We start from the raw sequence: 18,714 nt of genomic DNA on the forward strand, positions 1-18,714 counted from the left end.
TTCCTACTACAGCAACCTTTTTATTCTTTATAAATTCCTTAAATTCACTAAAATTCTTCTTCATCCTAAATCCTCCATAAAACATCAACTTTTTATATTATCTAATATATTATTCTTATTTAAGTCTGTCCCATTTCTTTCTAATTATAACACTTCTAATTATTTTGTTCTACAAACGTGAAACTCCTTTAATCACTCCACTTTTTACACTCACATCTTCTAATGAACATAAAAAGTGGAGTTATATAATAACTCCACCTTAAATTAAAACTCTAAACTTTTTGCTATATAACTTTGTAAATCACTTATCTTAATTCTTTCTTGTTCCATGCTATCTCTATCTCTTACAGTTACAGCACCATCTTCTAATGTATCAAAGTCTATAGTTATACAATATGGTGTACCTATTTCATCTTGTCTTCTATATCTCTTCCCTATACTTCCCGCTTCATCAAAATCAACGTTAAAGTACTTACTTAACTCTCCATAAACCTCTAGAGCTTTATCAGAAAGCTTTTTTGATAAAGGTAATATAGCTGCTTTAAATGGAGCTAACGCTGGATGGAAGTGCATTACAACTCTTGAATCCTGCTTATCTTCAGTTGATAAATCTTCTTCATCATAAGCATCAACTAAGAAAGCTAAAGCAACTCTATCTGCACCTAATGATGGTTCTATAACATAAGGTACATATTTATCATTTGTTTGAGGGTCTAAATAAGACATATCTTGACCTGAATGTTCTTGATGCTTCTTTAAATCATAGTCAGTTCTGTCTGCTATTCCCCATAATTCTCCCCATCCAAATGGGAATAAGTATTCTATATCAGAAGTAGCTTTAGAATAAAATGATAATTCTTCTTGTGCATGATCTCTCATTCTTATATATTCTTCTTTTATACCTAAGTTCAATAAGAACTTCCAACAATAATCTCTCCAATATTCAAACCATTCTAAATCTGTTCCTGGCTTACAGAAGAATTCTAATTCCATTTGTTCGAATTCTCTTGTTCTGAATGTAAAATTACCTGGGGTAATTTCATTTCTGAAGGACTTACCTATTTGTCCTATACCAAATGGTACTTTCTTTCTTGAAGTTCTTTGAACAGACTTAAAGTTAACAAAAATACCTTGAGCTGTTTCAGGTCTTAAATATATTTCATTTTTTGCATCCTCAGTAACCCCAGCAAAAGTTTTAAACATTAAATTAAACTTTCTGATATCAGTGTAATTTAACTTGCCGCACTTAGGACATACTATATTGTTCTTTTCTATATACTCTTTTAATTGGTCATTTGACCAACCATCTGCAGATGCTACCTCTACTCCTTGTTCTGTCATATGATCTTCAACTAACTTATCTGCTCTAAATCTAGCTTTACACTCTTTACAATCCATTAACGGGTCCGAAAATCCACCAACATGCCCTGATGCTACCCATACTTCTTTATTCATTAATATAGCACAATCAACTCCAACATTATATGGACTTTCTTGTATGAACTTCTTCCACCAAGCTTTCTTTACATTATTTTTAAACTCTACGCCTAATGGACCATAATCCCATGCATTTGCTAATCCTCCGTATATTTCTGAGCCTGGGAATATGAACCCTCTACTTTTACATAAAGAAACTATTTTTTCCATAGTCTTTTCTACTGTCATATCTATACCTCCTAATTTATTTTTTTGTAAATAAAAAAAGCTATATCAACCATAAAGGGACGAAAAACATTTTCCGCGGTTCCACCCTTCTTGGCAATAAGCCCTACTTTCATAACTGCGCACTCAAGAGTTCCTTTCATAAAACACTCATAGTGATTCTCACCAAATATCACCTCTCTAAAATGAAGCATTATACTACTCTTCTCTATCAACATGCCTATTTAATTATATATTCATTTTATCAAAAGAGTTTTATATGTCAATACCAAAGGTATATCATATATATTTATATTTTTATATAATAATTGTATAAACGAAAATGTAGGGAGAGAGTTTTATGAAATACATCTTAAATCAAAGACTTATATCTATTGGCGACGACTTCACTATATTAGATGAAAACAAAGACAAGGTTTTCAAGATAGATGGCAAAGTTTTAACTATAGGCGAAAAATTATACTTTTCGGATTCAAATGATAACAAAATATTTAAAATTAAGAAAAAACTATTACGCTTAACAGAAACATACATTATTGAAAAAGACGGAGACATATATGCAACTCTAAAAAAAGATTTAATAAATATCATTAGAGATAAGTTTGAGATTGAAACACCATATGGAACCATAAAAGTAAAAGGGAATTTTATTGACTATGATTATACATTTAAAATTAACGGAAATGAAATAGGTAAAGTTTCTAAAAAACTTATTTCTATAAGAGACAAATATATAATTGATATAAAAAACTTTAATGATCACGCCTTAATTTTGGCATCCGCTGTGATAATAGATATGATATGTCATAATAAAGATGATAAAGACAACAAAAAAGAAAAATAAAAAAAGCGATGACTGTTCATCGCTTTTCTTTGGCTCCGCGAAGAGGACTCGAACCTCCAGCCTATCGGTTAACAGCCGAGTGCTCCACCATTGAGCTATCGCGGAATATCAGTATAATGACGATAAAATTGGCTCCGCGAAGAGGACTCGAACCTCCAGCCTATCGGTTAACAGCCGAGTGCTCCACCATTGAGCTATCGCGGAACGTCATTACATTAGATATTATATCAGCTTTATCTATAAATGCAACACTTTTTTTAAAATAATTTAAATATAGTAGTATTTACGAAAAAAACAGAGCATTTTAAAGATAGGAAAGAAAAAGGAGTTGATTCAATCAACTCCTTTTTTATGTTAATTATTTGTTTGTGGTTTCATTGTTGGGAACAATAATACATCTCTTATTGATGGTGCATCAGTCAAGAACATTATTAATCTATCAACACCAAATCCTAATCCACCAGTTGGAGGCATACCTGTCTCTAGAGCGCTCATGAATTCTTCATCAATCATATACGCCTCATCATCTCCAAGCTCTCTTTCTTTAGCTTGTTGTTCAAATCTTTCTCTTTGAACTATTGGATCATTTAATTCAGAATACGCATTACAGATTTCTCTTCCAAATACAAATCCTTCAAATCTTTCAGTAAACATTTCGTTTCCTCTCTTCTTCTTTGTAAGAGGTGAAATCTCTACCGGGTAATCCATAACAAATGTAGGTTGTATCATGTGCTGTTCTGCAAACTCTTCATAAAGAGCATTTAATACTTCGCCCTTCGTTACAGTATTTAATGGTTTCGGGAATTCTAAATGCTTTTCCTTTGCAATAGCTTGTGCTTCTTCATCAGATGCAATAGCATTAAAATCTATCCCTGCATATTCCTTAACAGCATCAACCATAGTTATTCTTCTCCATGGTGGCTTAAAGTCAATTTCTGTTCCTTGGTACATAACCTTAGTTGTACCATTTACTTTTTCGCAAACATACGCCGCTAAGTTTTCCATAATTTCCATCATATCATTATAATCAGAATAAGCTTCATATAACTCTATCATAGTGAATTCAGGGTTATGTCTTACAGACATACCTTCATTTCTAAAGTTTTTACCCATATCATAAACTTTTTCAAATCCACCAACAATAAGTCTCTTTAAATAAAGCTCAGTAGCTATTCTAAGATACATATCAATATCTAATGTATTATGATGTGTTATAAATGGTCTAGCTGCTGCCCCACCTGCTATAGGAGATAGTATTGGTGTTTCAACTTCTAAAAATCCTCTATTATCTAAGAACTCTCTTATGCCTCTTATAATTTGACTTCTCTTAATAAAAGTATCCTTTACTTCTGGGTTAGTTATAAGATCTACTTCTCTTTGTCTATATCTTAAATCTGGGTCTTTTAATCCATGCCACTTTTCTGGTAATGGCTTTAAAGACTTACAAATTAATTGAAAATTCTTAACTTTTATAGATATTTCTTCGGTTCTAGTTTTAAAAACTTCTCCTGTAGCCTCTACCATATCTCCTAAGTCAAATGTTTTATATGATTTTAATTGTTCTTCTCCAACTTCATCAATCTTAATGAATAATTGGATTTTCCCGTCTCTATCATGCACATCAGAGAAAACAACCTTTCCTTGTCCCCTCTTAGACATTATTCTACCTGCAACAGTAACTTCTTTACCTTCTAAATCTTCGAAGTTAGACTTTACTTGTTCTGATGTATGAGTTCTATCAACCTTATATACATCAAATGGGTCCTTTCCTTCACTCTTTAATTCAGCTAGTTTATCTCTTCTTAATCTTTCTTGTTCACTGAACTGAGATTCTAATTCTTGAATATTCATTTCCTCAGTTGACATTTACATCCCTCCGTTATGCTCTTCTTATATCAAGTACCTCAAATTTTGAAACTCCATCTGGTACATTAACCTCTACAACGTCCCCAACTTTTTTACCAATTAACCCTTTTCCAACTGGTGATTCATTAGATATCCTAAAGTTCATTGGATCTGCTTCAGCTGAACCAACTATAGTGTACTCAACTTCTTCATCAAAATCATAATCTTTTACCTTTACTATTGAACCCACAGAAACAGTATCTGTTGGTATTTCTGACTCATCAACAACTTCAGCATTCTTTAACATATTTTCTAATTGAAGAATTCTTCCTTCTGTAAAAGCTTGCTCATTTTTAGCTTCATCATATTCAGAGTTTTCACTTAAGTCTCCATACCCTAAAGCCACTTTTATTTTTTCAGTTATTTCTTTTCTTTTTACTGCTTTTAAATATTCTAATTCATCTTCTAGCTTTTTTACACCTTCATACGTCATAAGAAATTTTTTAGTTTCACTCATATTATACTCCCCTTTATCAACCTGACAGGTTGGTTTTATTAATTCCTAAAAGTATTTAACATATTATAAATCAGCCAATATAATATGTCAATAAATGATAATTAAGGGTACCCCACGCTTACCACTCAAGTTATATAATAACATTATACAACCTAAATCTTACCATTAATACCCTTATATTTAAACAATATCTGTTTAAATATTATATCATTTTATATAAATTTAATTCCTATTTTCTAAATTTATATTTTTATAAATAATTTTATGATAACTGATCTCTATATTTTCTTAATATTTCAATCACTTCTTCACTATTATCTAGTGTATTCATATGATTTTTTATATCCGTACAACCTGGAAGACCTTTAATATACCAAGATGCATGTTTTCTCATCTCTCTTACAGCTTTGTACTCTCCATCATATTTTATTGCAAGCTCATAATGTCTTAAACACATTTCAACTCTATCCTTATGTGTGATTATTAAATCATCTTCACCTTTAAGCTTTCTTTCTATTTGCTTAAATATCCATGGATTTCCCATTGCACCTCTTGCAACAACGATTCCATCACAATTGGAAACCTCTTTTAACTTTAATGCATCTTCTGCTGTAAATACATCTCCATTTCCTAATACAGGTATAGAAACAGCATCTTTGACTTGTCTTATGATATCCCAATTAGCATTTCCTTCATACATTTGCTTCTTAGTTCTTCCATGAACAGTTACTGAATCAACTCCAGCATCTTCTAATCTTTTAGCAAACTCCACTGCATTTATACAAGTTTCATCGTAACCCATTCTAAACTTAGCCGTAACTGGTTTATTGGATACTTTTTTTAAAGATCTTATTATTTCAGCTGCTAATTCAGGCTCCTTCATCAAAGCCGACCCTTCACCATTTTTAGTTATTTTTGGTGCTGGACATCCCATATTTACATCGATAATACAAATATCGTTTCTATTGTTAAAATATTTTTCAACAACCTCTGCCATTATCTCTGGATCTCTACCAAAAATTTGTGCAGCTACAGGCTTTTCCTCTTCTGCTATTCTTAAAAGGCTTTGTGTGTTTTCGCTTCCATAGTGTAATGCTTTCGCACTAACCATTTCTGTTGTTACTAATCCACAGCCCATTTCTTTGCATAATCCCCTAAAGGAAATATCAGTAACCCCGGCCATAGGTGCTAAAAATACATTGTTATCAAAGACCAGATTACTTATCTTCATCTTAATTACTCCTTGTTTTTATAATATAGTATTTTTAAACCTTCTAATGTTAAATCATCATCTACTTCATCTATTGCATCAGTTTCTTTAAATATCAACTTAGCTAAACCACCTGTTGCAATTACATATGGTTCCTCGCTATTTTTTCTCATCATTTCATTTTTCATTTTAGATACTATATATTCAACTTGACCAATATAACCATATAATATACCTGCTTGCATACTAGAAATAGTATTTTTGCAAATTAGTTGTTCTGGCAACTCCAACTCAACTCTAGGCAACTTAGCAGCTCTTTCAAATAAAGCATCAGATGATATCTTTATTCCAGGTACAATGCATCCACCTAAGTAGTCTCCGCTCCTTGTTAATGCACAAAAAGTTGTTGCAGTACCAAAATCTATTATTATAACAGGTCTTTTATGTCTTTCACATGCTGCAACAGCATTTACTATTCTATCTGCCCCAACCTCTTTAGGATTATCATATTTAATATTTATTCCAGTTTTTATTCCAGGACCTACTATTATAGGTTCAATAGAAAAACACTTTCTTATCATATTCTCTAAAGAATGCATAATATTAGGAACAACTGATGATATAATTATCCCCTTAACTTCTTTTGCATCTAAATTGTTTTGGGAAAATAATTGCATAACTTGTATTCCGTATTCATCCGATGTTTTATTAGGATCAGTTGAAATACGCCAACTTGCTATATACTCATTATCTTTATGTACACCAAGTACTATATTAGTGTTACCAACATCAACAAGTAAAATCATAAAAGCACCCCTTTAATATAATTAAAAGCAGCTATTAAAAGCTGCCTTTATTTCAGTAAAATAACTTAAATTTAATAATATAATTTTAGCAAGCCAACATAATTTGTCAAGTATATTAAAACACCATAAACATTGCTTACCATTAGAATAACCCTACTATCTCTCCATTTTCTAATATATCCATTTTATTTGCGGCAGGAACTTTTGGTAATCCTGGCATTGTCATTACATCTCCTGTTAATACCACAATAAATCCTGCACCATTTGAAACTTTTACTTCCTTTACAGTTATATCAAATCCACTTGGTCTACCCAATAATGACGGATTATCAGATAAAGAGTATTGAGTTTTTGCCATACATATAGGAAGCTTATCTAATGCAAACTTCTCTAGTTCTTTTATTTGCCTCTTAGCTGCTGCACTGTATTGAACTCCATCTGCTCCATATATCTCTTTAGCTATTGTTAGCACTTTCTCTTCTATACTTTTTTCAACATCGTATATTGGTTTAAAATCAGACTTTTCATTTTCTAGAACATCTTCTACTATATCAGCTAATTCTAATCCACCTTCTCCTCCTTTTGCCCAAACATCAGAAAGAGCCACCTTAACATCAATATTGTTACAATAATCTTTTACAAACTTAACTTCATCATTGCTATCTGTTAAAAACTTATTTATAGCTACAACAACAGGAACATTATACTTCTTGATATTTTCAATTTGTTTTTCTAAATTAACTATCCCTTTTGATAGAGCCTCAACATTAGGTGTATTTAATTCCTCTTTTGAAACACCACCATGATGTTTCAAAGCTCTAATGGTAGCAACAACCACTACACAATTTGGATTTAATCCACCATATCTACACTTTATATCTAAAAACTTTTCTGCACCTAGGTCTGCTCCAAATCCAGCTTCTGTAACAACTATATCACCAAGCTTTAACGCCAATTTAGTAGCTATGACTGAATTACATCCATGAGCAATGTTTGCAAAAGGCCCTCCATGTATTATAGCAGGAGTATTTTCTAAGGTTTGAACTAAGTTAGGTTTTATTGCATCTTTCATTAATAATGCCATAGCACCTTCTACTTCTAATTGTTTAGCATAAACCGGATTTCCATCTAAGTCATAAGCTACAACAATCTCACCCATTCTTTCTTTTAAGTCATTTAAATCAGAAGCCAAACAAAGAATCGCCATTATTTCTGATGCAACAGTTATCATAAATCCATCTTCTCTTACAAACCCGTTTACTTTACCGCCCATCCCCACGATTACATTTCTAAGCGCTCTATCATTCATATCCATAACTCTTTTAAATACAATTCTTCTTGAATCAATTCTTAAAAGATTCCCTTGATGTATGTGATTATCTATAGCAGCACATAATAAATTATTTGTTGCTGTTATTGCATGCATATCTCCAGTAAAATGTAAATTTATATCCTCCATAGGAACAACTTGAGAATATCCCCCTCCAGCTGCTCCCCCTTTTATGCCAAAAACAGGACCTAAAGAAGGTTCTCTTAACGCAATAACTGCATTTCTCCCTTTTTTACACAACGCTTGACCAAGTCCCACTGTAACTGTGGACTTTCCTTCACCCGCTGGTGTTGGATTTATTGCTGTAACAAGTACTAATTTTCCCTCTTTAGATTTATTATTATTCAGTACATCTAATCCTATTTTACACTTATACTTACCATATAACTCTATATCATCTTCTGTTAAATTTAATTTTTGCGCAATTTTTATAATAGGTTCCATTTTAGCTTCTTGAGCTATTTGAATATCACTTTTCACTACTATTTTCCTCCTTATTATAAAGTTCATATTAAGATTATACCATTGACTATATTTTTTTGAAATATTTTTCGTACATTTAATATTGTTCTTACATTATTATTCGTATTTACACCTAAATTTCATGATTTATATTATTATTATAAAATTAACTTTCGTACAATATAAAAAGTGCCGATAAACTCGACACTTTTTTATTATGCTAAATTATCTGTTTTATCAGCATTATCAAATATTTTTAAGAATTCTTGACCTTCAAGCTTTTCTTTTTCTAATAAAGCACCTGCAACAGCATGAAGTTTCTCTATATTCTCTTTTAATAAAGTTTCAGCTTTATTATAAGCTTCATCTATTAAAGCTTTAATTTCTTTGTCAATTTTAGCTCCGACTTCTTCGCTAAAATTTCTTCCTCTTCCTAGATCTCTACCCAAGAAAACTTCATTTTGATCTGATCCATAGGATATAGTACCAATCTTATCACTCATACCATATTCCATTACCATACTTCTTGCAATATCACTAGCTCTATCAATATCATTTTTAGCCCCAGTACTTATATCTCCTAAAATTAGGTGTTCAGCAACTCTTCCACCTAACAATCCTACCATCTCATCTTTAAGTCTAGACTTTGATGTATAAGCTCTATCTTCTGTTGGAAGATGCATTGTATAACCACCAGCTCTACCTCTTGGTATTATAGATATTTCATGAACAGGATCTGCATTAGGCAATAATCTCATAACAACAGCATGACCTGCCTCATGATAAGCAGTTAATTTTCTATCATGTTCACTTATAACTCTACTCTTCTTTTCAGGTCCAGCTATTACTCTTGTAATAGCTTCTTCCATCTCAAGCATGCCAATTTGCTTCTTACTTCTTCTTACAGATAGTAAAGCTGCTTCATTTGAAAGATTTTCTAAGTCAGCCCCACTAAATCCTGGTGTTCTCTTTGCTAACACTTCAAGATTAACATCTTCGCTAAGAGGCTTTTTCTTTGTATGAACCTTTAAAATTTCTTCTCTTCCCTTTACATCTGGTGCACCTACAACAATTTGTCTATCAAATCTGCCTGGTCTTAATAGAGCAGGGTCTAAAATATCTGGTCTGTTAGTTGCAGCTATCATTATTATTCCTTCATTAACTCCAAATCCATCCATTTCAACAAGTAACTGATTTAAAGTTTGCTCTCTTTCATCATGACCGCCACCTAAGCCAGCACCTCTTTGTCTACCTACTGCATCAATTTCATCTATAAAAACAATACATGGTGCATTCTTTTTAGCTTCTTGGAATAAATCTCTAACTCTAGAAGCTCCAACACCTACAAACATTTCAACAAAGTCAGAACCAGATATACTAAAGAACGGAACTCCAGCTTCTCCAGCTATAGCTTTTGCTAATAACGTCTTACCTGTACCAGGAGGCCCAACTAGTAACACTCCCTTAGGAATTCTTGCTCCCATTTCTATATATTTAGCAGGAAGCTTTAGAAAATCAACAATTTCCTCTAATTCAGCTTTTTCTTCATCAGCACCTGCAACATCCTTAAATGTTACTTTTTTAGCATCAGGAGAGGCTATTTTAGCTCTACTTTTTCCAAAGTTCATTACCCCTCTTCCGCCACCTCCACTTTGAGATTGTTGTGTAAATACAAATAAAAACACTAAAAACAGAACCACCAATAATACCACAGGTATTATACTTAACCACGCTACATTATTAGATGGAGCTTCATATTCAATTTTAACATCACTTCTTGGACTATCTTTTAATAATGAGTTTATCATCTCATCTGGAGCATTAGTAGTAAATATCTTATTATCTCGAGTTTTACCTTGAACTTGCATCTTATCTTGTCTTATTACTATACTCTCAATTTCGTTACTTTTCCACTTTTCTTGAAATAAGCTAAATGGAATACTATCAGTTGTTCCTTTAGTTTGCCAAATAGTAAAAGCAGCAAATACCAGAACAAATAGTACTATTATCCATAAAGCTGAGCTTGAATTCTTTTTATTCGCCATTCAAAGCCCCCCTCTCTTCTAGTTATTTTAAATTTTAACATACGCTATTTTTTTATACAATTATATTTATATTCTATCTTTCATATACCTCTGGTTTTAATATTCCTATAAAAGGTAGATTCCTATACTTTTCTGCATAATCTATTCCATATCCAACTATGAATTCATCAGGGACTTCAAACCCAACATATTTCACATCAATATCCACTTTTCTTCTTGCTTCTTTATTTAACAATGTAGTTATGTTTATACTATTTGCCTTTCTAGCTTTTAAATACTTTAACAAATAATCTAATGTTACCCCACTATCAACTATATCCTCTACTATTAAAATATCTTTTCCTTCTATACTGTGATCTAAATCCTTTAATATTCTAACAACACCTGATGTCTCAGTAGAGTTCCCATAACTAGATACAGCCATAAAATCAATTTCACATGGAACTGTAATATTCTTTATTAATTCAGCTGCATATAAAACTGATCCTTTTAACACACCAACTACTAACAAGTTCTTATCTTTATAATCGTAACTAATTCTATTTGCAAGTTCCTTTACCTTATCACTAATTTGTTCTTCACTAAATAGTATTTCTTTAACATCTTCCCTCATCCTCTTAATTCCTTTCCATTACAGTTATTTTTAGTAACTTTTTAGTATCTTTTGTTACTTTATATTCATTAGACACCTTTAACCCTACTAACCAAGCAACCTCATCATCAAATTGAATAATAGGTACTATATCTCGTTGACTTACTGAAACCTTACTATCTATGAATATATCTTTTATTTTCTTCCTACCATTCATTCCTAGAGGAATCATTTTGTCTCCATTTTTCCTGGTTCTAATGATAATATTACCATTAATTTTATCATAATTAAAATACTTTATAAAACTATTATCAGCAAACTTTATATTTTTTACATTTTCTAAAACTTCAAACTTAATAGAATACGCCCCAAAGCTAAATTCACTTTCTATATCATCTTTATTAATCACTACCTCTTGGCAGTATTTATCTTCCTTACTTTCCATCTTTCTTAAATAAATGTCTCCATAAACATTCTCTGCATATAAACCATTTGGTAAATCTACTCGTTTATTGGTACCTAGATTTAAAAGCTTTCTTATACTAGCAATATGCTTAGCTTCTATATTATATCCACTTCCACTTATAATAGAAGTAGCCTTCCTAATAACTCTATTTATTATTACACTTTTACAAGCAATAATATCACTTCTTATAATAAGATAGTCTTTTTCAACCTTACAATACTTAAACAAATACTCATCTATAACACTCTCTATTAACTCATTATCTTCTTTCAGAGTATCTGCCATCCTATTTATAACTGTTACTAAATCAGAATTAAAATTTTCTTTCATATATGGAATTATATCTAACCTTATTTTATTTCTACTATAATTACGTTCCATATTGCTTTTATCAATTCTTGGATTTAAATTATTTTTTTCACAATACCATTCTATTTCTTCTCTTTGTAAAAACAAAATCGGCCTTATATATATGCTGTCTCTTTTCACCGAAATTCCTGTTAATCCTTCTAATCCAGTTCCTCTCATAATTCTCATGAATATAGTTTCAACTTGATCATTTGCATTATGAGCAGTAGCAATTTTATTAGAATTAGTTTTTTTCATAACTTCTCTAAAAAATTGATATCTAGCTTCTCTACCTGCAGTTTCAGTTGACATTCTTTGTTTTTTCGCAAATTCATTTATATTTATTCTCTTTGAGTAAACTTCTATACCTCTTTCCACACAAAAATCATTTACGTACTTTTCATCTTCATTAGCCTCTTCTCCTCTTAGCATATGATTAATATGAGCTACAACCAGTTCTATTTCTAGCTGATTTTGTAACTTATATAATACCTCTAACAAACATATAGAATCAGGCCCTCCTGACACTCCAACAACAACTTTTTCTTTTTCTTGTAACAATTTATTTTCTAATATATATTCTAATACTCGTTTCTCCACGCTCATCAATTAATACCTCTTTTTAAAAAATACTATACCTACTATTTTACCTTTATATTAAAAAAATTAAAATAGCAGACCTTATCAGTCCGCTATTTAACTCTTAAAAATTAGTACATAGAATATACCTTAGACACAACCACAGTCATATCATCATTACATATATCACCACTTAATTCTTTAGACTTATTTATAATATCTTCAGCCAACTGTTTAGGGTCTTTTGATGCGCCTTCTAAAAACTCTTTCATCCAGCTATATACACCAACATTTTTCTTATCTATATCTAAAACACCATCACTTAATGTAATAATCAAATCTCCATTACTTACATTAGTTTTAACTTCATCTAAATCCATACTATCCAACAACCCAAAAGGCGGCATATTACTTTCTATAACCTCAACAGAATTACTCCTTTTTATAAAACTTGCCACTGCTCCAATCTTTATGAAGTCTACCTTCCCAGAATATAAATCTACAACATTCAAATCTAGTGTAGAAAATTTTTCATCTTCATCAAACTTTAAAGCAACTATAGAATTAATCATATCAACTGCCGTTTCTTTAGATAGTCCAGCTTCCAAAAACTGCTCTACCAAAGAAACAGTTGCATTACTTTCTCTTCCAGCATCAGGTCCTGACCCCATACCATCACTTAGTATAGTTACATATGAGCCACCTACACTTTTCCCAAAGCTGTAGGAATCTCCACTGTATTCTTCCCCATCTTTGGACTTTACAGCACCATATGACCTTACAAAAAACTTAGGCATTTCTTCAAATATTATATTACACTCATTGTCTTTAGGATTTATACAACACCCTTCCCCTGATATAGTCATAGGTTTTCTCATGACATTATTTATTATAGGCAAAATCTTTTTATAGCAATACTTACTGCCACAACAATTGTTCATTGTAATCTTAATTTTACTTCTTCCATCAACATCTCTATAACAATATACTTTTTTATATTCAATAGAAACTTTACTAAAGGCCTTCTTAATTAACTTTTTTATCTCATAATCAACTTCCACTTCTTTATTAAGATCTAACAAAACCTTATCAACAGACTTAGACATATTATCAATATGAGAAGCTATCATCATTCTACCTTCTTCTAATTTTCCCTTTAGAGCCTCTTCGCCCTTAGAATTATCAATAATCTTTTCCGCTCCCTTTATTAACTCAAACTTCTTTTTACACTTTTTCTCCAACTCTAATGGAAAACTCATCTTTTTCCCTTCACAGTTTTCTAATAAGGTTTGAAAAGAGTTAAATGTAGAAGTAAATTCACGATTCCAACATATTTGTCTTCTTACACAGTCACCACAAACCCTACCTACCAAGTTTTCTGTTAATTCTGTTCCCTTCTTATTAAAAACAAGATTAGTATTTCCCCTAGGTACCTTAAGAGCATCGGATACGGAATTGAGTACTATTTTCACTTGCTTTACCTTATTAAACATTTCTTCTCTAATTTCGTCTAAGGATATATTATTTATACTATCAGTTTTTCTATCACAATTTAACTCTAACTCAATTTTATAATACACCTTTTTAGGAATAGCAATATAAATCATTCCTGAAATTATCACTTCAACTACTGATGCTATATATAAATTATCAGAGTATAGAGCTAGAGCTATATACATAATAAAATATGCTAAAAACGAAAACACTCTTCCAGTATCCTTAAACACTCCCGCTATTAATCCTATGGAGCTATACATTGCTACACCTAGCATCATGTCTCCGGAACTTAATCCAACTATAATACCCATTGTTACACCAATAGCTGCACCATAAGTCCCTCCAGCAGCATAGGCTATAATCAAAATTAATAAATATGATATTATATTTCTTAATTCAATATTTAATATACTCAAATTTCCTATACCAGAAATTATCAAGCATATAAGTATTCCAGCACTAATCACTTCTTCTATCGTAAACAAGTAATTATCTTTAAACTCATCTAAACACTTAATCCCATATCTAAGAACAAATGATATAGGAACTACAACTATAGTATTTATCAACGCTAACGTTATGTTAACACCTAATGTATACTTATTTATAAAGAGGCCACAAAAAACAAATCCTATAAATGCAGCTATAAAGAACTCAGTATCTTTTATTCTTTTCTCTAATATATAGCTTGTGATATATACAAATAAAACTACAGCTGATACTACTAAATTTATATATCTTTCACCAGCAATATTTAATATAGTCATATACCCAATGGCAACTCCAACGCTAGCTATTAAATACTTCTTTATATCTTTTAAAGTTCCTATGGATATTAAAAATGCTATACCAAATGGAGCCATTCCATTTATATCTCCTCTATTCAAAAGCAACGTAACTCTACTAATTAAAATTGATGCTAATAATATAGTCAGATAACTTAAAATGTTTTCTTTTTCATTTACTAGAACCCTTTTCTTATCATTTACTCTCTTATAATTCTCCACCTTTAATCCATACTGCATAAGTCACCTCTCCTTATTTACATAAATTGTAAATAAATTATATCACCACCCACTTTACGATATATGTCACTTATTGGACCTTATTTTATTTTTTCGTAGGACATTTACTTTTATTATTCTTACTTTTCTTTTTTTTATCTCCAATTTACTCAACTTATTAATCTAGAATTATTAATCAGTTTTTCTTATTAAACAAGCCTATATCTCATTTCTTAAAGAATTTTACTTTTTTTTAATTTTGTCATTAATGAAGCATCTTTGTATTTTATTGATAGAAGTTGATATGAATATTTTTATTCCCAGTATCATAGAATTATTCTTTATATGATAAACCGCAATATAGTTTAACTATTATGGATTTAACCCTATCTAAAAATTTATAATAAAAAAAGACCTAAGAATATCTTAGATCTTTTTTGGTGCCGAAGACCGGAATCGAACCGGTACGGTGTTTAACCACCGCAGGATTTTAAGTCCTGTGCGTCTGCCAGTTCCGCCACTTCGGCATACGTGGTAGCGGAAATAGGACTTGAACCTACGACCCTTCGGGTATGAACCGAATGCTCTAGCCAGCTGAGCTATTCCGCCACGTTATGGTTGCGGGGGCAGGACTTGAACCTACGACCTTCGGGTTATGAGCCCGACGAGCTACCAACTGCTCCACCCCGCGATATTATATTATAAAAATTTGGTGCCGAAGACCGGAATCGAACCGGTACGGTGTTTAACCACCGCAGGATTTTAAGTCCTGTGCGTCTGCCAGTTCCGCCACTTCGGCACACGTGGTAGCGGAAATAGGACTTGAACCTACGACCCTTCGGGTATGAACCGAATGCTCTAGCCAGCTGAGCTATTCCGCCACGTTATGGTTGCGGGGGCAGGACTTGAACCTACGACCTTCGGGTTATGAGCCCGACGAGCTACCAACTGCTCCACCCCGCGATATTATATTATGAAAGATTGGTGCCGAAGACCGGAATCGAACCGGTACGGTGTTTAACCACCGCAGGATTTTAAGTCCTGTGCGTCTGCCAGTTCCGCCACTTCGGCTTAGCTTTCATATGCCGTTCTCAACGACAAGACTTATTATAAAGCATGATTAATATACTGTCAACATCTTTTTACATTCTTTTTTTTATTATTTAATCAAATAATAAAAACAAGCACTCTACCTAAATTAGAGAGCTTGCTTTATTAATTTATATTAATTATATAAACAATATCTTACGATCTATTCTTACTATTCTTACCTTTGAATTCTTGATGTTTTTTCACATCTTGCATTTTTTCTTCGCTATCTTTTAAAAACTTTGATATCTTATCTTCAAAATTTGCAGAATTAGGCTTACTTGATTTATCAGTTCCCCAATCGAATTCAGCAGGTCTAACTGACTTCTTTTGAACATTAGCTTGTTTTATCGATAAACTAATTTTTCCGTTATCATCAATGGAAATGACTTTAACTTTAACTTTATCTTGTTCATTTAAATGTTGTCTAATATCCTTTACAAATGAGTCTGCTACTTCAGATATATGAACTAATCCAGTTTTTCCTTCTACCTCCACAAAGGCTCCAAAATTTGTGATGTTTACCACTGTTCCTTCTAATATGTTTCCTGTCGCCAAGGTCATGTTTATAAGACTCCTCCTTAAATATAAATAAATAAATAATAATATATGTTATTAATATAATAACCTAATTTTGAGAATTTGAGTCAGCTTTCTTTTGTTGTTCTACAGAGGTTTCACCTTTCTTTATCATATTAAGTCTTTCCCTCGCCAACTGCTCTAGATACTCATTAGACTGTGCTTTATCATGCTCTTCTTGCAGCCTCTCTTGTTTATTCTTTAAAGACTCCAACTGAGCTTCTTTCGCAACTCTCTCCTTTTCAATTCTTCTCATAGCTTTTTCTTGCCTAACAAAACTAAAAATGAAAATTGCTACAAGCACTACTAATATTAAATTTTTTATAGTTAACCTCCTTTTCATCCATAGCACCTCATTCAAATTCTATAAATATATTGTAATCACTATAGTTACTTTATTCAAGTAATTTTTCTATAGTTACTTATTTTTATTTCCCATTTTTGACATAAATATCTTAAATGGATAAATAAAGTTCTTAGCACTCACTCTTAATGATTTTGAGATTTTTTTTCCTATGGTTCTCTCTGTTTTTAATATATGGGGACTTATAAATTTGATATAAACCGCAATTGCTATTCCAATAAAGATATATACATATGGACCTAGAAAAGCATAATTTGTATATAATAAAAAAGTAAATACTACTAATGCACATAGTGCCCAAAATAATAAGTCTTCCACAACTACTATTACTTTTGGAATCTTATATCCTCTTATTAACCTATATGCATCAAAAAGTATTCCAGTCAAAACACCGGCTAGCAAACTATATATTACTATATTAACTTGAATATTTAACTGTAACGGCATATTTTCTACTTAAAAATCTTTTTAATTATACTTTCTTTACTCTTCTTACCATCTTTACCGCTATAAATCATAGATGATATGTATCCCATAATAATCACATCTCCATTTTGAACATCAAGCTTATTCATTTTTAACCCCTCACCTTTAATAGCAAGATTCCCCAATATAGTATTTAAAGATATTTTTTCATCATCAAAGTTAACTACTTCTAACACTCCTGATAATGTAAGTTTTTTTCTATCCTCTAAAGATAAAGAACTTTTTCTTTCTTCTTCCATACACTTCTCCTCCTAAACATTCTAATAAAATATATGAATAAGAAAAGTTCTTTATTCTAATTTACTACTCTTTATCTTCTTCTCCTTCTATAATTATGTACATGTCTTTTGCTACTTCCTTCTTTACATGTTGGGCTATATTTATTATCTTTGCTTTTAATACTTTATTTGCAAAACTTATTTCTATTATGTCATCTTCTTTTACATCTGTAGATGGCTTAGCAACCTTGCCATTAATAGTAACCCTTCCACTTTCACAAGCTTCTTTTGCAACTGTTCTTCTTTTTATTATTCTTGATACTTTAAGATATTTATCTAATCTCACATTAACTTCTCCTTTTTTATTCTAAAAGAACCCGAGAAATCTCGGGTTCTTATTAATTACTTATTAACTTTTTCTTTGAATTCTTTACCAGCCTTAAATACAGGAACTGTTGATGCTGCTATTTTTATAACTTCTTTAGTTCTTGGGTTTCTTCCTTCTCTAGCTGCTCTTTCTCTAGTTTCGAAAGTACCAAATCCAACTAATTGAACCTTTTCTCCCTTTTCTAAAGCTTCTTCAACACTTTCTATGAAAGCCTTTAAAGCAACTTCAGCATCCTTCTTAGTTAATTTTGACTTTTCAGCCATGCTAGCGATTAATTCTGATTTATTCACGATTACATCCTCCTTAAAATACAGTTATTATTTCTAACTGCTCTTATGTACTATACTTACATTACCTTATTATATAACCTCTTTTTTAACTCG

18 protein-coding genes, 9 tRNA genes and 1 other annotated feature (1 of these 28 cut by a window edge) are annotated in these 18,714 nt (G+C 31.5%); of the genes, 1 reads left to right on the plus strand and 26 read right to left on the minus strand.

Features of this window, described 5'->3' with window-relative positions; genetic code table 11:
• Both murD and DR024_RS14740 read right to left on the minus strand, forming a co-directional pair.
• A protein-coding gene (gene murD, locus DR024_RS14735; protein WP_027098488.1) for a UDP-N-acetylmuramoyl-L-alanine--D-glutamate ligase crosses the window boundary here: on the minus strand, positions 1-64 show its 5' end (the start). The gene continues 1,316 nt to the left of window position 1, outside the view; the window shows 64 of its 1,380 coding nt (coding positions 1-64); its start codon is at positions 62-64; its stop codon lies beyond the left edge, outside the window.
• Between the two features lie 200 nt (positions 65-264).
• Positions 265-1,665, minus strand: coding sequence for a glycine--tRNA ligase (locus tag DR024_RS14740; protein ID WP_027098489.1), 1,401 nt, complete (start codon positions 1,663-1,665; stop codon positions 265-267).
• Between the two features lie 52 nt (positions 1,666-1,717).
• Positions 1,718-1,886 (minus strand) — a binding site (T-box leader).
• 116 nt (positions 1,887-2,002) lie between these two features.
• Here DR024_RS14740 and DR024_RS14750 point away from each other — a divergent pair.
• Positions 2,003-2,506 carry an LURP-one-related/scramblase family protein gene (locus DR024_RS14750; protein ID WP_027098491.1) on the plus strand — a complete coding sequence of 168 codons (504 nt, stop codon included), beginning with the start codon at positions 2,003-2,005 and terminating at the stop codon, positions 2,504-2,506.
• A gap of 30 nt (positions 2,507-2,536) precedes the next feature.
• Here DR024_RS14750 and DR024_RS14755 read toward each other — a convergent pair.
• From DR024_RS14755 to DR024_RS14870, 24 genes are all read right to left on the minus strand, one after another.
• Positions 2,537-2,611, minus strand: a tRNA-Asn gene (locus tag DR024_RS14755).
• A 24-nt stretch (positions 2,612-2,635) separates the two neighbouring features.
• Positions 2,636-2,710 (minus strand) — tRNA-Asn (locus DR024_RS14760).
• 150 nt (positions 2,711-2,860) lie between these two features.
• The gene (gene lysS, locus DR024_RS14765) at positions 2,861-4,372 is read right to left on the minus strand and encodes a lysine--tRNA ligase (RefSeq protein ID WP_027098492.1); all 1,512 of its coding nucleotides are present in this window, start codon (positions 4,370-4,372) and stop codon (positions 2,861-2,863) included.
• Positions 4,373-4,385: 13 nt separating this feature from the next.
• Positions 4,386-4,868, minus strand: coding sequence for a transcription elongation factor GreA (greA, locus tag DR024_RS14770; protein ID WP_027098493.1), 483 nt, complete (start codon positions 4,866-4,868; stop codon positions 4,386-4,388).
• A gap of 262 nt (positions 4,869-5,130) precedes the next feature.
• Entirely contained in the window at positions 5,131-6,099 is a 969-nt protein-coding gene (gene dusB / locus DR024_RS14775; protein ID WP_027098494.1) for a tRNA dihydrouridine synthase DusB, read from the minus strand.
• A 5-nt stretch (positions 6,100-6,104) separates the two neighbouring features.
• Positions 6,105-6,884 (minus strand): type III pantothenate kinase, encoded by a 780-nt coding sequence (locus DR024_RS14780; RefSeq protein ID WP_027098495.1) that lies wholly within the window; start codon positions 6,882-6,884, stop codon positions 6,105-6,107.
• Between the two features lie 142 nt (positions 6,885-7,026).
• Entirely contained in the window at positions 7,027-8,694 is a 1,668-nt protein-coding gene (locus tag DR024_RS14785) for a formate--tetrahydrofolate ligase (RefSeq protein ID WP_111919094.1), read from the minus strand.
• Between the two features lie 197 nt (positions 8,695-8,891).
• Positions 8,892-10,721, minus strand: coding sequence for an ATP-dependent zinc metalloprotease FtsH (ftsH, locus tag DR024_RS14790; protein ID WP_027098497.1), 1,830 nt, complete (start codon positions 10,719-10,721; stop codon positions 8,892-8,894).
• 73 nt (positions 10,722-10,794) lie between these two features.
• Positions 10,795-11,334, minus strand: coding sequence for a hypoxanthine phosphoribosyltransferase (gene hpt, locus DR024_RS14795; protein ID WP_111919096.1), 540 nt, complete (start codon positions 11,332-11,334; stop codon positions 10,795-10,797).
• A gap of 4 nt (positions 11,335-11,338) precedes the next feature.
• Positions 11,339-12,733: a tRNA lysidine(34) synthetase TilS gene (gene tilS / locus DR024_RS14800; protein ID WP_207734678.1), complete on the minus strand. Its 1,395-nt coding sequence runs from the start codon at positions 12,731-12,733 to the stop codon at positions 11,339-11,341.
• A gap of 104 nt (positions 12,734-12,837) precedes the next feature.
• Positions 12,838-15,228, minus strand: a complete 2,391-nt coding sequence (gene spoIIE / locus DR024_RS14805; RefSeq protein WP_027098500.1) for a stage II sporulation protein E — start codon at positions 15,226-15,228, stop codon at positions 12,838-12,840.
• A gap of 417 nt (positions 15,229-15,645) precedes the next feature.
• Positions 15,646-15,734 (minus strand) — tRNA-Leu (locus DR024_RS14810).
• Positions 15,735-15,739: 5 nt separating this feature from the next.
• Positions 15,740-15,816, minus strand: a tRNA-Met gene (locus tag DR024_RS14815).
• 6 nt (positions 15,817-15,822) lie between these two features.
• A tRNA-Met gene (locus DR024_RS14820) sits at positions 15,823-15,898 on the minus strand.
• Between the two features lie 19 nt (positions 15,899-15,917).
• A tRNA-Leu gene (locus tag DR024_RS14825) sits at positions 15,918-16,006 on the minus strand.
• Between the two features lie 5 nt (positions 16,007-16,011).
• A tRNA-Met gene (locus DR024_RS14830) sits at positions 16,012-16,088 on the minus strand.
• A 6-nt stretch (positions 16,089-16,094) separates the two neighbouring features.
• Positions 16,095-16,170, minus strand: a tRNA-Met gene (locus tag DR024_RS14835).
• A gap of 19 nt (positions 16,171-16,189) precedes the next feature.
• Positions 16,190-16,278, minus strand: a tRNA-Leu gene (locus DR024_RS14840).
• Between the two features lie 174 nt (positions 16,279-16,452).
• On the minus strand, positions 16,453-16,860 hold the full coding sequence (locus tag DR024_RS14845; RefSeq protein ID WP_027098501.1) for a S1 domain-containing RNA-binding protein: 408 nt from the start codon (positions 16,858-16,860) through the stop codon (positions 16,453-16,455).
• A 64-nt stretch (positions 16,861-16,924) separates the two neighbouring features.
• Complete coding sequence (locus DR024_RS14850; protein WP_055184213.1) at positions 16,925-17,218, minus strand: FtsB family cell division protein; 294 nt, start codon at positions 17,216-17,218, stop codon at positions 16,925-16,927.
• Between the two features lie 75 nt (positions 17,219-17,293).
• Positions 17,294-17,686 (minus strand): spore cortex biosynthesis protein YabQ, encoded by a 393-nt coding sequence (gene yabQ / locus DR024_RS14855; RefSeq protein WP_027098503.1) that lies wholly within the window; start codon positions 17,684-17,686, stop codon positions 17,294-17,296.
• A gap of 5 nt (positions 17,687-17,691) precedes the next feature.
• On the minus strand, positions 17,692-17,964 hold the full coding sequence (gene yabP / locus DR024_RS14860; RefSeq protein WP_027098504.1) for a sporulation protein YabP: 273 nt from the start codon (positions 17,962-17,964) through the stop codon (positions 17,692-17,694).
• Positions 17,965-18,028: 64 nt separating this feature from the next.
• On the minus strand, positions 18,029-18,289 hold the full coding sequence (locus tag DR024_RS14865) for an RNA-binding S4 domain-containing protein (protein WP_027098505.1): 261 nt from the start codon (positions 18,287-18,289) through the stop codon (positions 18,029-18,031).
• 56 nt (positions 18,290-18,345) lie between these two features.
• On the minus strand, positions 18,346-18,621 hold the full coding sequence (locus DR024_RS14870) for an HU family DNA-binding protein (RefSeq protein ID WP_027098506.1): 276 nt from the start codon (positions 18,619-18,621) through the stop codon (positions 18,346-18,348).
• Positions 18,622-18,714 lie beyond the last annotated feature (93 nt).

The sequence above is a fragment of the Clostridium paraputrificum genome (assembly GCF_900447045.1).
GTDB classification, from domain to species: Bacteria; Bacillota; Clostridia; order Clostridiales; family Clostridiaceae; genus Clostridium; species Clostridium paraputrificum.

Bases quoted from the DNA above. Each gene is read 5' to 3' on its own strand.
- DR024_RS14845 (WP_027098501.1), bottom strand. From the start codon at position 16,860: ATGACCTTGGCGACAGGAAACATATTAGAAGGAACAGTGGTAAACATC.
- tilS (WP_207734678.1), bottom strand. From the start codon at position 12,733: ATGAGCGTGGAGAAACGAGTATTAGAATATATATTAGAAAATAAATTG.
- DR024_RS14780 (WP_027098495.1), bottom strand. From the start codon at position 6,884: ATGATTTTACTTGTTGATGTTGGTAACACTAATATAGTACTTGGTGTA.
- yabQ (WP_027098503.1), bottom strand. From the start codon at position 17,686: ATGCCGTTACAGTTAAATATTCAAGTTAATATAGTAATATATAGTTTG.
- DR024_RS14850 (WP_055184213.1), bottom strand. From the start codon at position 17,218: ATGAAAAGGAGGTTAACTATAAAAAATTTAATATTAGTAGTGCTTGTA.
- lysS (WP_027098492.1), bottom strand. From the start codon at position 4,372: ATGTCAACTGAGGAAATGAATATTCAAGAATTAGAATCTCAGTTCAGT.
- hpt (WP_111919096.1), bottom strand. From the start codon at position 11,334: ATGAGGGAAGATGTTAAAGAAATACTATTTAGTGAAGAACAAATTAGT.
- spoIIE (WP_027098500.1), bottom strand. From the start codon at position 15,228: ATGCAGTATGGATTAAAGGTGGAGAATTATAAGAGAGTAAATGATAAG.
- yabP (WP_027098504.1), bottom strand. From the start codon at position 17,964: ATGGAAGAAGAAAGAAAAAGTTCTTTATCTTTAGAGGATAGAAAAAAA.
- DR024_RS14740 (WP_027098489.1), bottom strand. From the start codon at position 1,665: ATGACAGTAGAAAAGACTATGGAAAAAATAGTTTCTTTATGTAAAAGT.
- ftsH (WP_027098497.1), bottom strand. From the start codon at position 10,721: ATGGCGAATAAAAAGAATTCAAGCTCAGCTTTATGGATAATAGTACTA.
- dusB (WP_027098494.1), bottom strand. From the start codon at position 6,099: ATGAAGATAAGTAATCTGGTCTTTGATAACAATGTATTTTTAGCACCT.
- DR024_RS14750 (WP_027098491.1), top strand. From the start codon at position 2,003: ATGAAATACATCTTAAATCAAAGACTTATATCTATTGGCGACGACTTC.
- greA (WP_027098493.1), bottom strand. From the start codon at position 4,868: ATGAGTGAAACTAAAAAATTTCTTATGACGTATGAAGGTGTAAAAAAG.